We start from the raw sequence: 13,544 nt of genomic DNA on the forward strand, positions 1-13,544 counted from the left end.
GGGGTGGGAGTGGGGCTGGGGGACGGGCACACGGGTGGCGTGGGCGTGGGCGTGGGTGTCGGCGGAGGAGTCGGCGTCGGCGTGGGGCTGGGTTCGTGCGGGTGCGGGTGCGGGTGCGGGTGCGGGGGATGGTGAGGGTGGTGGTGATGACACCCGCCCGACCCGGCGGACGCCACCGCGGTGTGCGCACCGCCGGGGCCGGTCACGGCGTGGGCGCAGGCGTCGGCGGAGGCGGGCGCGGGGGCGGCGAGCAGCCACACGAGCGCCAGGGCCGCCAGCGGCCGCGCGAGGAGTGATCCGTACAGAGACACGCCGTCGAGCTTGATCCCGGGTGGCGTGCGCCGGGGCGGAATCCCGGCGGATTCGCCGGATGGAGGGGATGTTCGAGTGCGCGGACTTGACGTTCTATCGGACAGTAGGCGGATTCGGCGCAATGCCCGGGTATCGCCGCGCACTCCGATTCACGACGGGAACCGTTTCGGTCGCCGGAGGAAGAACTGTCCTGTTGTCGCCCTGTCGGGCGGCGCCGCCGACAAGGCACCCTGCACCGTCGGCAGGGCCCCGATCGCGGCAACACCCCAGCCGGGAAAGGGCTCCGGCTCCTCTTCCGGGCGCGGACGGAACCGCGGGCGGAACCGACGCACGGTCACATGCACGTGAAAATGCACGGTCCGAAGGCGTGAAGTCGGCGTTCCGCGCGCACGTGTCAAGGGCGTGTGACCAAGAACGGACCGCGAATTTCCGTTTCCACTCGCCCTCCCGGCGGGCGATCAGTAGCCTCACCTCGAACACCGGCCGCGAACACATGGCCGTATCCCCACGGCGACTTGTTGGAGACAATGATGGAGCGTCCCGCCTGGGCTCCGCCGGGTATCGACATCTCGGTGCCGAGCGTGTCCCGAATGTACGACTTCTACCTGGGCGGCTCGCACAATTTCGAGGTCGACCGGGAAGCGGCCCGCAAGGCCATGGAGTTCATGCCCGGCCTCCCCAAGATCATGCAGGCGAACCGGGCGTTCATGAGGCGCGCCGTCGGCCACGCCGTTGACAACGACGTCACCCAGTTCCTGGACATCGGTTCCGGCATACCCACCTTCGGCAACGTGCACGAGGTCGCCCGCGCCGCCGACCCGTCCGCACGGGTCGTCTACGTCGACCACGACCCGGTCGCCGTCGCCCACAGCCGCGCCGTCCTGGAGGGCATCGAGGGCGCCGCCGTCGTCTCCGCCGACCTGCGCAAGCCGGCCGACATCCTGCACAGCCCCGAGGTGACCCGACTCCTCGACCTGGAACGGCCGGTGGCCCTCCTCCTCGTCGCCGTCCTCCACTTCCTGGAGGACCACGACCGCCCGTACGAGGCCGTCGCCGAGCTGATCGACGCCCTCGCGCCCGGCAGCTTCCTGATCCTCACCCACGCCTCGTACGAGGGCATCCCCTTCCTGGAGGAGCAGGCCGGCGGCACCGTCGGGGTCTACCGGAACATCCGCAACCCCCTGGTGATGCGCTCGGGCGCGGAGGTCGCCCGCTTCTTCGAGGGCACCGAGCTGCTGGAGCCCGGTCTCGTCCCGCTGCCCGTCTGGCGTCCGGAGAGCCCGGTCGAGGAGGAGGATCCCCACACCTTCTCCGGCCTCGCAGGGGTGGGGCGCAAGGCGTGAAGGTCCCGTCCCAGCCGGCCGGTTCCGGCGCCGAGGCCGACGGCCCGGAGGACAGACTCAGGCGGTTCGTCACCATCTGGAGCCGCGCGATCTTCCCGGTGACCGCCACGTCGCTCACCCGGGCCGAGTTCGAGGTGCACCTGCTGCCGCCGGCCCGCGCCCTGTACGACGCCCTGCACGCCCGGCCCTTCGACACCGCCCCGGCCCAGCGCGCCGGCGCGGCCCTGGTCGCCGCACACTGCACCGACCCGGACGCGCTCGGCCGCAGCCTCGGCGTCGTCGACTCGTACCTGGTGCTCTACTGCGGTACGGAGTCGGACCTGCCGGCCGAAGAGCTCCGGGCCCGCTGCGCCCGGCTCCAGCACGGCATGGCCACCGGCTACGCCCAGGCCCTGCGCGAGCGGACCCTCGCCGAGCAGGAGGCCATCGCCCGCTCCGCGCTCGCCGCCCGCACCGCCGCCGAGATCGCCCTGCACGCCACCGAGAGCCGCTTCCGCGCGGTCTTCGACGGGGCCGCCATCGGCATCGGCATCGCCGACCTCGACGGCAACCTCCTGGAGGTCAACGAGACCCTCACCCGCATGTTCGGCGGGATGGAGGGCCGGCTGCGCAGCCGCAAGGTCAGCGAGTGGGTCCACCCGGAGGACGGGCCGCACGTCTGGAGGCTGTACGAGGAGCTGGTCCGCGGCGAGCGGGAGCACTACCGGGTGGAAAAACCGTACTACCGGGGTGACGGAACGGTTCTGTGGACCAACCTCACCGTCTCGCTCCTCCGGGACGCCGACGGCCGCCCCCAGTACCAGCTGGCCCTCCTGGAGGACACCACCGAGCGGCGCCTGCTCCATCTGCGCCTGCGCTACGAGGCCACCCACGACGCCCTCACCGGACTCCCCAACCGGACCCTGTTCTTCGAGCGACTGGAGAAGGCGCTCGCCCCCGGCGACAACGCCCGCTTCGGCCTCTGCTACCTCGACCTCGACGGCTTCAAGGTCATCAACGACAGCCTCGGCCACTCCACCGGCGACCGGCTCCTCGTGGAGGTCGCGGACCGGCTGCAGAGCTGCGTCACCGGGGCCAACGAGATGGTGGCCCGGCTCGGCGGGGACGAGTTCGTGGCCCTCACCACCGGCTCCGGCGGCGAGCGGGACGTCACCGACCTCGCCGACCGCATCCTCGCCGCCCTCGCCACCCCGCTGCGCATCGACGGCCGCGAGCTGACCGTGCGCGGCAGCCTCGGCGTGGTCGAGGGCCCGGCGGGGGAGCGGACCCCGGCCGAGGTGCTGCGCAGCGCCGACATCACCATGTACCGGGCCAAGTCGGCGGGCGGCAACCGCTTCGAGCTCGCCGACCCCGAGGCCGACGCCCGCGCCATCACCCGGCACGGCCTCACCACCGCCCTGCCGGCCGCCCTGGAGCGCGGCGAGTTCTTCATCGAGTACCAGCCGCTCGTCCACCTCGGGGACGGCAGCGTGCACGGCGCGGAGGCGCTGGTCCGCTGGTGCCACCCGCAGCACGGGGTGCTCGGCCCCGACCGCTTCATCCCGCTCGCCGAGGACACCGGCCTGATCGTGCCGCTCGGCCGCTGGGTGCTCCAGGAGGCCGTGCGCCAGGCCCGCTTCTGGCAGGCCCGGCACACCGACGGCGGCCCGCTGCGGATCAACGTCAACCTCTCCCCGACGCAGCTCCACCACCCGCGCCTGGTCGCCGACACCGTCGACGTCCTGGAGCGCTCCGGGCTCGAACCGGGCGCGCTCTGCCTGGAGGTGACCGAGTCGGCCCTGATCGGCGCCGACGAGGGCCTTCTGAAGCCGCTGCGGCAGCTCGCCGAGATGGGCGTCGACATCGCGCTCGACGACTTCGGCACCGGCTACTCGAACCTGGCCAACCTGCGGCGGCTCCCGGTCAGCGTCCTCAAGCTGGACCGCTCCTTCACCCGGGGCATGCAGCAGCATCCGGTGGACCCGGTCGACCTGAAGATCGTCGAGGGGATCGTCTCGCTCGCCCACAGCCTGGAGCTCGCCGTCACCGTCGAGGGCGTGGAGACCGGGGCGCAGGCGCGCCAGCTCCGCGAGCTCGGCTGCGACACGGCGCAGGGCTGGTACTACGCCCGCCCCGGCGCCCCGGACCGCATCCACTCCCTGCTCCTGGCGGACGCGGTGTGACGAGGACGGTGTGACGGGGCAGGTCAGACGGACGTGCCCCCCGGCCGCACCTTCCGGGAGGCCAGCAGGACCCGCTGGAGCTCCCGCGCGGCCCTCGGCGGCGCCACGTCGCTGCGGTGGGCCAGCGCGATGGTCCGGCGCAGGCCCGGCCGGGCGAGGGCCGTCACCCGCAGGTCGCGGCCGGCCCGCGCGGCGACCATCGCCGGGACCACCGCGAGCCCGAGCCCGGCCCGTACGAAACCGAGCACCGCGTCCAGCTCCCCGCCCTCGACGGTGAACGAGGGCTCGAACCCCTCCGCCCGGCAGGCCGCCACCGTCAGCTCCCGCAGGTCGTAGCCGTGCCGGAACATCACGAGCGGCTGGTCGCGCAGGTCCGTGATCCGCACCGGGCGCCGGGGCGCCGGCTCCGAGGCGGCCGAGACCACCACCAGGTCCTCCCGCAGCAGCTCGACCGTGGTCAGGGCGGGCGACGGGGTCGGCAGCGGCAGCACCACGAGCGCCAGGTCGAGCGCCCCGCGCGCCAGCTCCCGCACCAGGTCGTGCGAGCCGCTCTCCTCGATCAGGAGCTCGATCCCCGGGTGCAGGTCGTGGAAGACCCGCAGCACGTCCGGCAGGAGCCCCGTGCACAGGCTCGGGGTCGCGCCGAGCCGCACCCGGCCCCGCCTGAGCTGGGCCAGCTCCTGCACCTCCAGACGGGCCGTCTCCGTGTCCGCGAGGATCCGGCGGGCCAGCGGCAGCAGGGCCTCCCCGGCGTCGGTCAGCGTGATGTTCCCCCGGGCCCGGCTGAACAGCTCCGCGCCCAGCTCCTGCTCCAGGGCCTTGATCTGCTGGGAGAGCGAGGGCTGCGAGACGTGGACCCGCTCGGCGGCCCGGGTGAAGTGCCGGGTCTCGGCCACGGCGACGAAGTAGAGGAGCTGCTGGAACTGCATGGCCCCAGCCTAGGCGATACGCATAGGTAAAGCCTATCGAGATCAGCCGGACCATGTCTTGGACCTCTCGGGCCCTTCGGCCCTAACCTCGACGGCATGGCTCTGGCACCCACGGGGAACCGGACGGCGGGCCGCCCGCCGTCCCCCACACCGTCACGCGGATTCCTCTCCTCGACGCTCGGCAAGAAGACGGTCATGGCCGTCAGCGGGCTGATCATGCTCGGCTACCTCGTCGCCCACGTCGCCGGAAACCTCAAGGTCTTCTTCGGCCCCGAGGAGTTCAACGAGTACGCCCACTGGCTGCGCGTCATGGGTGCCCCGCTCCTGCACCACGAGTGGGCCCTCTGGCTCGTCCGGATCGTGCTCCTCGCCGCCGTCGGCGCCCACGCCGTCTCCGCGTACCAGCTCAGCCGGCGCGACATCAAGGCGCGCCCCACCGCGTACGTCCACCGCCGCAGGCGGGCCTCGTACGCCACCCGCACCATGCGCTGGGGCGGGATCATCCTCGCCCTGTTCATCGTCTGGCACGTCCTCGACCTGACCACGGGCACCGTGCACACCGGCGGCTTCGAGGAGGGCAGGCCCTACCAGAACGTCGTGGACACCTTCTCCACCTGGTACGGCAACGTCATCTACCTCGTCGCCATGCTCGCCGTCGGCCTCCACGTCCGCCACGGCTTCTGGAGCGCCGCCCAGACCCTGGGCGTCGGCAACGCACGCCGCGAACGCCTCCTCCGGGGCCTCGCCAACGGCCTCGCGCTCGCCCTGACCGCGGGCTTCGTCTCCGTCCCCGTCGCCGTCATGACCGGAGTGGTGAGCTGACCGTGAGTTCCCCGAACACGAACTTCGCCGACTACGCCCTCGGTGAGCCGATCACCGACACCAAGGCGCCCGCCGGACCCGTCGCCGAACGCTGGGACACCCGCCGCTTCGAGGCGAAGCTGGTCAACCCCGCCAACCGGCGCAAGCACCGCATCATCGTCGTCGGCACCGGTCTCGCGGGCGGCTCCGCCGGCGCCACCCTGGCCGAACAGGGCTACCACGTCGTCCAGTTCTGCTACCAGGACTCCCCGCGCCGCGCCCACTCCATCGCCGCCCAGGGCGGCATCAACGCCGCCAAGAACTACCGCAACGACGGCGACTCGGTGCACCGCCTCTTCTACGACACCGTCAAGGGCGGCGACTTCCGGGCCCGCGAGTCCAACGTCCACCGCCTCGCCCAGATCTCCGTCGAGATCATCGACCAGTGCGTCGCCCAGGGCGTCCCCTTCGCCCGCGAGTACGGCGGCCTCCTCGACACCCGCTCCTTCGGCGGCGTCCAGGTCTCCCGCACCTTCTACGCCCGCGGCCAGACCGGGCAGCAGCTCCTCCTCGGCGCCTACCAGGCGCTCTCCCGGCAGATCGCCGCCGGACACGTCGAGATGCACGCCCGCACCGAGATGCTCGACCTGATCGTCGTCGACGGGCGGGCCCGGGGCATCGTCGCCCGCGACCTGGTCACCGGCACGGTCTCCACCCACTACGCCGACGCCGTCGTCCTGGCCACCGGCGGCTACGGGAACGTCTTCTACCTCTCCACCAACGCGATGAACTCCAACGCCACCGCCGTCTGGCGGGCCCACCGGCGCGGCGCGTACTTCGCCAACCCCTGCTTCACCCAGATCCACCCCACCTGCATCCCGCGCACCGGCGACCACCAGTCCAAGCTGACCCTGATGAGCGAGTCGCTGCGCAACGACGGACGCATCTGGGTCCCGAAGGCCAAGGGCGACACCCGTCCCGCCGCCGAGATCCCCGAGGACGAGCGCGACTACTACCTGGAGCGCATCTACCCCTCCTTCGGCAACCTCGTCCCCCGCGACATCGCCTCCCGCGCCGCCAAGAACGTCTGCGACGAGGGGCGCGGCGTCGGCCCCGGCGGCCAGGGCGTCTACCTGGACTTCGCCGACGCCGTCCGGCGCATGGGCCGCGGGGCCGTCGAGGAGAAGTACGGCAACCTCTTCGACATGTACGAGCGGATCACCGCCGAGGACCCGTACGAGGTCCCCATGCGGATCTACCCCGCCGTGCACTACACGATGGGCGGGCTCTGGGTCGACTACGACCTCCAGACCACCGTCCCCGGCCTCTTCGCGATCGGCGAGGCCAACTTCTCCGACCACGGGGCCAACCGGCTCGGCGCCTCCGCCCTCATGCAGGGCCTGGCCGACGGCTACTTCGTCCTGCCCGCCACCATCAACGACTACCTCGCCCGCCACCCGCACGCCGAACCGGTCACCGACGACCACCCGGCCGCCCGGCAGGTGCTCGCCGAGACGGAGGACCGGCTGAGGCTCCTGCTCTCCGTCGACGGCGACCGCACCCCCGACTCCTTCCACCGCGAACTCGGCGAACTCATGTGGGAGCACTGCGGCATGGCCCGCACCGAGGAGGGGCTGCGCGAGGCCCTGGCCCGCATCCCCGGGATCCGCGAGGAGTTCTGGCGCCGGATCAGGGTCCCCGGCACCGGCGAGGAGTTCAACCAGTCCCTGGAGAAGGCCAACCGGATCGTCGACTACCTGGAGCTCGCCGAGCTGATGTGCCTCGACGCGCTCCACCGCGCCGAGTCCTGCGGCGGCCACTTCCGCGAGGAGTCCCAGACCCCCGACGGCGAAGCGGCCCGCCGCGACGACGAGTTCGCCTACGCGGCGGCCTGGGAGTTCAACGACGGCGCCGCACCGGTCCTCCACAAGGAGGAACTCACCTTCGAGTACGTCCACCCCACCCAGCGGAGCTACGCATGAAGCTCAACCTGCGCGTCTGGCGCCAGCGGAACGCCGACGCCGACGGCGCCATGGCCACCTACGAGGTGGACGGCATCTCCCCCGACATGTCGTTCCTGGAGATGCTCGACACCCTCAACGAGGAACTCATCCTGCGCGGCGAGGACCCCGTGGCCTTCGACCACGACTGCCGCGAGGGCATCTGCGGCGCGTGCAGCCTCGTCATCAACGGCGACGCCCACGGCCCCGAGCGCACCACGACCTGCCAGCTCCACATGCGCTCCTTCCGCGACGGCGACACCATCGACGTCGAACCCTGGCGCGCCTCCGCGTTCCCGGTCGTCAAGGACCTGGTGGTCGACCGCTCGGCCTTCGACCGCGTCATCCAGGCCGGCGGCTACATCTCCGTGCCCACGGGCGCGGCCCCCGAGGCCCACGCCACGCCGGTCCCCAAGGCCGACGCGGACTCCGCCTTCGAGCACGCCGAGTGCATCGGCTGCGGCGCGTGCGTGGCGGCCTGCCCCAACGGCTCGGCCATGCTCTTCACCTCGGCCAAGGTCAACCACCTCAACGTCCTGCCCCAGGGCTCCCCGGAGCGCGAGACCCGGGTCCTCGACATGGTGGCCCAGATGGACGCGGAGGGCTTCGGCGGCTGCACCCTGACGGGCGAGTGCGCGACGGCCTGCCCGAAGGGGATCCCGCTGCCGTCGATCTCGGCGATGAACCGGGAGTGGCTGCGGGCCCGGAGGAAGGCGGGCCGCGGCTGAGGCCGGTCGAGGCGAGGCCGGATCCGGACAATCCGGGGGCGTGGCCCCCGCCACACCCCGCACCCCGGAGCGAAAGATCATTCACAGGAATGCCACTTTCTCCGTAAGATCTTCGTTCCGGGGTGCTTCCGTGCGTGCGAACAGCAAGATCAACTCCGTTCAAATCTGTACTTTTCATAACAAGTTGACCACTTCGCGGCCAACCGCCCCCCGGTGATTTCTGCCGCGCTCCCACCCCCGGGTACTGATGGCCCCTGCCGGGGGCATATGACCAAACCCCCGGTCGCACAGACCACTTGGGGGTACCTCATGTCCAGCATCACCCGCCGCCGCGCCCTCGGCGTCGCGGCAGGCGCCGCGGGCGCCGTCGCCGTCCTCGCCCAGGCGGGCCCGGCCGCGACCGCCGCGCCCCGCGCCGCCGCCACCGACCCGGCCTCCTTCGACGAGGTCTACCAGGGCCGCCGCATCCAGGGCGGGCCCGCGCACGGCGGCGGCCACCACAGGGGACACCACGGCGGCGGCTACGCCGTCACCGTCGACGGCCGGGAACTGCACGTCATGCGGAACGCCGACGGCACCTGGATCAGCGTGATCCACCACTACGAGCCCGTCGCCACGCCCAGGGAGCTGGCCCGCGCGGCCGTCCGCGAACTCCGCGGCGCCCCGCTCGTCCCCCTCGCCCTCGGCTGACCGATCCAGGAACGGACACCACCATGACCGTACGCAAGAACCAGGCCGCCCTCACCGCCGACGAGAAGCGGCGCTTCGTCGACGCCCTCCTGGAGCTCAAGCGCTCCGGGCGGTACGACGCCTTCGTCACCACCCACAACGCCTTCATCATGGGCGACACCGACGACGGCGACCGCGTCGGCCACCGCTCGCCGTCCTTCCTGCCCTGGCACCGGCGCTTCCTCCTGGAGTTCGAGGCCGCCCTGAAGTCCGTCGACGCGACCGTCACCCTGCCCTACTGGGACTGGACCGCCGACCGCACCCCCCGCTCCTCGCTCTGGGCGCCCGACTTCCTCGGCGGCACCGGACGCGCCCGCGACGGACAGGTCACCGACGGCCCCTTCGCCCGGTCCGGCAACCGCTGGCCGATCACCGTCCGCGTCGACGGGCGCGACTTCCTCCGCCGCGACCTCGGCGCCGGCGGCCGACAGCTCCCCACCCGCGCCGAGGTGGACTCCGTCCTCGCCCTGGAGACCTACGACACCGCCCCCTGGAACAGCGCCTCCGACGGCTTCCGCAACCACCTGGAGGGCTGGCGCGGGGTGAACCTCCACAACCGCGTCCACGTCTGGGTCGGCGGCCAGATGGCCACCGGGGTCTCGCCCAACGACCCCGTCTTCTGGCTGCACCACGCCTTCGTCGACAAGCTGTGGGCCGACTGGCAGGCCCGCCACCCCGGCTCGCCGTACCTGCCGGCCGCGGGCACCCGGAACGTCGTGGACCTCCACGACACCATGCGCCCGTGGAACGACGTGACCCCGGCGGACATGCTGGACCACACGCCCCACTACACCTTCGACACGGCGGCCTGACGGTCCCGGACCGCTCCCGGGGCCGCCGCCCCGGCCCGGGTGCCCCGCACGGGCACCCGGGCATTTGCCCACATCAACGGATGATCGCGGTGAAAAGGAGGAATCGGGAGGCCACCCGCCGGGTACCCGGGTCTTCGCGGCCCGGGAGGCGCGCACGGCCCGTGACGCGCGCCGTCCACCGGGCCGCACCCGAGGGAACCAGGAGGACACGTGACCCGGCAAGAGTCGGCGCAGACCCCGCACCGGGGGCAGGACGAACCGGATCCGAACCGGTGGAAGGCGCTCGGCGTCTGCCTCGTGGCGGGGTTCATGACCCTGCTCGACGTGTCGATCGTGAACGTCGCCCTGCCCTCCATCCGCTCCGGCCTCGACACCCCCGAGTCGGACCTCCAGTGGGTGCTCTCCGGCTACGCGCTCGCCTTCGGACTCTTCCTCATCCCGGCCGGCCGCCTCGGCGACGCGCGCGGCAGGCGCAGCGTCTTCATCGTCGGCCTCGCGCTCTTCACCCTCGCCTCGGCCTCCTGCGGAGCCGCCCAGTCGAGCACCTGGCTGGTGATCTCCCGGCTGGCCCAGGGCGTGGCCGGCGGCCTCGTCTCGCCCCAGATCTCCGCGCTCATCCAGCAGATGTTCCAGGGGCGCGAGCGCGGCCGGGCCTTCGGGATGTTCGGCACCGTCGTCGGCATCTCCACCGCCGTCGGCCCCCTCCTCGGCGGCCTCCTGATCCAGACGGCGGGCCCGGAGCAGGGCTGGCGCTGGGTCTTCTACGTCAACCTCCCGATCGGGATCGTGTGCCTGCTGCTCGCCCGCCGCCTGCTGCCCGACACCCCGGGCGCCGAGCCGGTACGGCTCCGCCGCCTCGACCCGGTCGGCGTCCTGCTCCTCGGCGCCGCCGTGCTCGCCCTGCTGCTGCCCTTCGTGCAGTCCCAGCAGTGGCCCGGGAACGGCAAGTACCTGCTCGTCCCCGTCTCCGCCCTGCTCCTCGCGGTCTTCGTCCGGTGGGAGCGCCGCTGCGCCCGGTCGGGCAACGAACCCCTCGTCGACCTCGAACTCTTCCGCGTCCGGTCCTACTGGCTCGGCTCGCTCCTCATCCTGCTCTACTTCGCGGGCTTCACCTCGATCTTCTTCGTCAGCACGCTCTACCTCCAGAGCGGACTGCACTACACCGCGCTCCAGGCCGGGCTCACCATCACCCCCTTCGCCCTGGGCTCGGGCATCGCGGCCGGAATCGGCGGCCGGCTCGTGGACCGCTTCGGCCGGCCGCTCGTGGTGGTGGGCCTGGCGATGGTGGCGGTCGGCCTCGCCGGGACGGCGTTCGCCGTGCACCAGGTGCCCGGCCGGGGCGCCGGCTGGGCGATGCTCGCCCCGCTGCTCCTCGCGGGGCTCGGCAGCGGCCTGGTGATCGCCCCGAACCAGACCCTCACCCTCGCGGAGGTGCCGGTGCCCCGCGCGGGCAGCGCCGGCGGCACCCTGCAGACCGGCCAGCGGGTCGGCTCGGCGGTCGGCATCGCCGCGGTCGGCGCCGTCTTCTTCGGCCAGGTGGCCCGGGACGGCTGGGCCACCGCCTACGACCACGGCCTCCTCGTCTCGATCGCCTTCGTCGGGGCCGCGCTCGCCGTCGCCGTCGCCGACGTGCTGGCGGGCCGGCGGGCCGCCCCGCGCGACGGGGCCGCCGCGCGTGACGAACCCGCGCCGCGCCGCTGATCCGTCCGCCCCTCCTCTTCGCAGCGGCACTATTCGGCCAACATCCCGACGAATTCGGTGCCCCGGCCAACCGGGCGCCGGGTCCTCTCCTCTCACCGCACGGGCGCGGCGAACGCCTCGCACCGCACCGGCCGGACGGCCACCCCGTCCCGCCGGACCGGTTTCCCACAGCGTCGAGAACGAGGGCACGATGACCACTACGCGCACCACCCGGCTGCGGCGGCCCCTGCTCGCCGGCACCACGGCCGTCGCCGCCATGGCCGTGACGGCAGGCTTCATGACCGCCGCGCCGGAGCAGGCGAAGGCGGCGACCGGACCGAAGCTGAGCCTCGTCGCGGCGACCGGCTCGGTCACGCTCACCTCCTGGAAGGAGGACCCGGGCGTCTACCTGGACCTGGGCACCTACCTGACGGCGGAGGGGACGCCGCTGGAGCTCAAGGTGACCCGGAAGTCCTACAAGGACCCGGTGACCGTCACCCAGACCGTGTACGAGGGCGGCAAGGCCAAGGCCAAGGCGCTGCCCGCGGGCACCGTGAAGGACTTCTCCGGGTTGCCCGGCTTCGCCGAGATCACCCTCACCGACAAGGCGGGCAAGAAGGTCGTCAGCCGCACGGAGAGCTTCTGCCCGAACAACGCCAGCGGCCGGATCAGGCCCGACGCGCCCGCCACCTCGAAGTATCCGGAGAGCTGCCCCACCAACCCCTTCACCCTCGGCTCCGTGTGGGGCGTCGAGAAGGGGTGGGCCTCCAACACCTACGCCGGTTCCTACACCCGGCCGGTGAAGCTCGCCGCCGGCACGTACACGGCCAGGATCGGGGTCGCCAAGAAGTACCGGGACCTCTTCGGCATCGCCGACAAGCCCGCGACGGTGAAGGTGACCGTCCAGGAGCGCAGCTGGGAGGAGGGCGAAGGGGTCTCCGCGGCACGGTCGGCCGGGGCCGGGGAGCACGCCGGGCACGGTACGGCCGGAGGGCACGCAGGTCACGGCGCCGCCCACCACGCCCCTGCCGGTCACGCCGGTCACGGCGGCCCGGTGAAGCCCGTCCAGGCCGGCGCCCCCGAGACCAGCGGCGCCACCCCCTCGTACAACGTGGGCCACGGACCGCTGACGGCCGCCCCGCCGGCCCTGCCGTGGGCGCTGAAGAAGCAGCAGGCCGCCCTCGCCGGTGCGCGGGGCGCCGACGCGGCCGGCGCGCGGGCCGGCGACGTGCCCGGGCGGACCGACGGCTCGCGCAAGGCGCCCGCCCTCGCGCCGGCCGCCGAGCGGCCCACCGGAAAGCCCTCCGTCCCGGACGTCCCCAAGCCCGACCTGCGCTCGCTGCCCGCGTACGGCATCACCATCAGCGACGGCACGGAGAACGTCCCCGGCAAGGACTACCTGGCCTTCAGCGCCAACGTCTGGAACGCCGGTCCGGCCCAGCTCGTGGTGGACGGCTTCCGCTCGCCCGGCAAGGCGAAGATGGACGCCTACCAGTACTTCTACGACGCCAAGGGCAAGCAGGTCGGCTACACCCCGACCGGCACCATGGAGTGGGACCCGCGCCCCGGCCACGTGCACTGGCACTTCACCGACTTCGCCAGCTACCGGCTCCTGAAGGCCGACAAGAAGGAGGCGGTCCGCAGCGGCAAGGAGGCCTTCTGCCTGGCCAACACCGACGCCGTCGACTACACGGTGAAGAACGCCAACTGGCACCCGAACAACACCGACCTCGCCACCGCCTGCGGACAGGAGAACTCCATCTCCGTCCGCGAAGTGCTCGACGTCGGCTCCGGCGACACCTACACCCAGGACCTGCCGGGCCAGTCCTTCGACATCACGGACGTCCCCAACGGCACCTACTACATCCAGGTCCTGGCCAACCCGGCCAAGCGGCTGAAGGAGACGAACCTGAACAACAACAGCGCCCTGCGCAAGGTCGTCCTCGGCGGCAAGCCGGGCAAGCGGACCGTGACGGTCCCGGCGCACGACCTGGTCAACGCGAACTGACCGCGAACACCGCGAACACCGCCAACACCGCCAACACCGC

The 13,544-nt window shown here is 72.4% G+C and carries 10 protein-coding genes; 9 read left to right on the top strand and 1 reads right to left on the bottom strand.

Annotated features, from left to right (window positions below; all coding sequences use genetic code 11):
* Window positions 1–842: 842 nt before the first annotated feature.
* Window positions 843–1,655 carry an SAM-dependent methyltransferase gene (locus OO47_RS25360; RefSeq protein ID WP_030219908.1) on the top strand — a complete coding sequence of 271 codons (813 nt, stop codon included), beginning with the start codon at window positions 843–845 and terminating at the stop codon, window positions 1,653–1,655.
* Window positions 1,652–3,817: a putative bifunctional diguanylate cyclase/phosphodiesterase gene (locus tag OO47_RS25365; RefSeq protein WP_033210273.1), complete on the top strand. Its 2,166-nt coding sequence runs from the start codon at window positions 1,652–1,654 to the stop codon at window positions 3,815–3,817. Before OO47_RS25360 ends, OO47_RS25365 begins: the two co-directional genes overlap by 4 nt.
* A gap of 23 nt (window positions 3,818–3,840) precedes the next feature.
* Here the strand turns inward: OO47_RS25365 and OO47_RS25370 are convergent, their stop codons facing one another.
* The gene (locus OO47_RS25370) at window positions 3,841–4,746 is read right to left on the bottom strand and encodes a LysR family transcriptional regulator (protein WP_030219904.1); all 906 of its coding nucleotides are present in this window, start codon (window positions 4,744–4,746) and stop codon (window positions 3,841–3,843) included.
* Window positions 4,747–4,842: 96 nt separating this feature from the next.
* Between OO47_RS25370 and OO47_RS25375 the strand changes: the two genes are divergently transcribed.
* From OO47_RS25375 to OO47_RS25405, 7 genes are all read left to right on the top strand, one after another.
* A complete protein-coding gene (locus OO47_RS25375; protein ID WP_078489902.1) occupies window positions 4,843–5,568 on the top strand; it encodes a succinate dehydrogenase in 726 nt (241 codons plus the stop codon).
* A gap of 2 nt (window positions 5,569–5,570) precedes the next feature.
* On the top strand, window positions 5,571–7,529 hold the full coding sequence (locus OO47_RS25380) for a fumarate reductase/succinate dehydrogenase flavoprotein subunit (protein ID WP_030219902.1): 1,959 nt from the start codon (window positions 5,571–5,573) through the stop codon (window positions 7,527–7,529).
* Entirely contained in the window at window positions 7,526–8,275 is a 750-nt protein-coding gene (locus OO47_RS25385) for a succinate dehydrogenase/fumarate reductase iron-sulfur subunit (RefSeq protein WP_030219899.1), read from the top strand. The genes OO47_RS25380 and OO47_RS25385 overlap by 4 nt, the downstream gene beginning before the upstream one ends.
* Window positions 8,276–8,584: 309 nt before the next feature.
* Window positions 8,585–8,965, top strand: coding sequence for an apotyrosinase chaperone MelC1 (melC1, locus tag OO47_RS25390; RefSeq protein ID WP_030219896.1), 381 nt, complete (start codon window positions 8,585–8,587; stop codon window positions 8,963–8,965).
* Window positions 8,966–8,988: 23 nt separating this feature from the next.
* On the top strand, window positions 8,989–9,816 hold the full coding sequence (gene melC2 / locus OO47_RS25395; protein ID WP_030219893.1) for a tyrosinase MelC2: 828 nt from the start codon (window positions 8,989–8,991) through the stop codon (window positions 9,814–9,816).
* A 210-nt stretch (window positions 9,817–10,026) separates the two neighbouring features.
* Window positions 10,027–11,517 carry an MFS transporter gene (locus OO47_RS25400; RefSeq protein ID WP_030219889.1) on the top strand — a complete coding sequence of 497 codons (1,491 nt, stop codon included), beginning with the start codon at window positions 10,027–10,029 and terminating at the stop codon, window positions 11,515–11,517.
* Between the two features lie 190 nt (window positions 11,518–11,707).
* Entirely contained in the window at window positions 11,708–13,504 is a 1,797-nt protein-coding gene (locus tag OO47_RS25405) for a lysyl oxidase family protein (RefSeq protein ID WP_030219887.1), read from the top strand.
* Window positions 13,505–13,544: the final 40 nt, after the last annotated feature.

The sequence above is a fragment of the Streptomyces bikiniensis genome (assembly GCF_000716625.1).
Classification (GTDB): Bacteria; Actinomycetota; Actinomycetes; order Streptomycetales; family Streptomycetaceae; genus Streptomyces; species Streptomyces bikiniensis.

Coding starts and splice junctions, on each gene's coding strand:
- melC2 (WP_030219893.1), top strand. CDS start 8,989: ATGACCGTACGCAAGAACCAGGCCGCCCTCACCGCCGACGAGAAGCGG.
- OO47_RS25360 (WP_030219908.1), top strand. CDS start 843: ATGGAGCGTCCCGCCTGGGCTCCGCCGGGTATCGACATCTCGGTGCCG.
- OO47_RS25385 (WP_030219899.1), top strand. CDS start 7,526: ATGAAGCTCAACCTGCGCGTCTGGCGCCAGCGGAACGCCGACGCCGAC.
- OO47_RS25375 (WP_078489902.1), top strand. CDS start 4,843: ATGGCTCTGGCACCCACGGGGAACCGGACGGCGGGCCGCCCGCCGTCC.
- melC1 (WP_030219896.1), top strand. CDS start 8,585: ATGTCCAGCATCACCCGCCGCCGCGCCCTCGGCGTCGCGGCAGGCGCC.
- OO47_RS25405 (WP_030219887.1), top strand. CDS start 11,708: ATGACCACTACGCGCACCACCCGGCTGCGGCGGCCCCTGCTCGCCGGC.
- OO47_RS25370 (WP_030219904.1), bottom strand. CDS start 4,746: ATGCAGTTCCAGCAGCTCCTCTACTTCGTCGCCGTGGCCGAGACCCGG.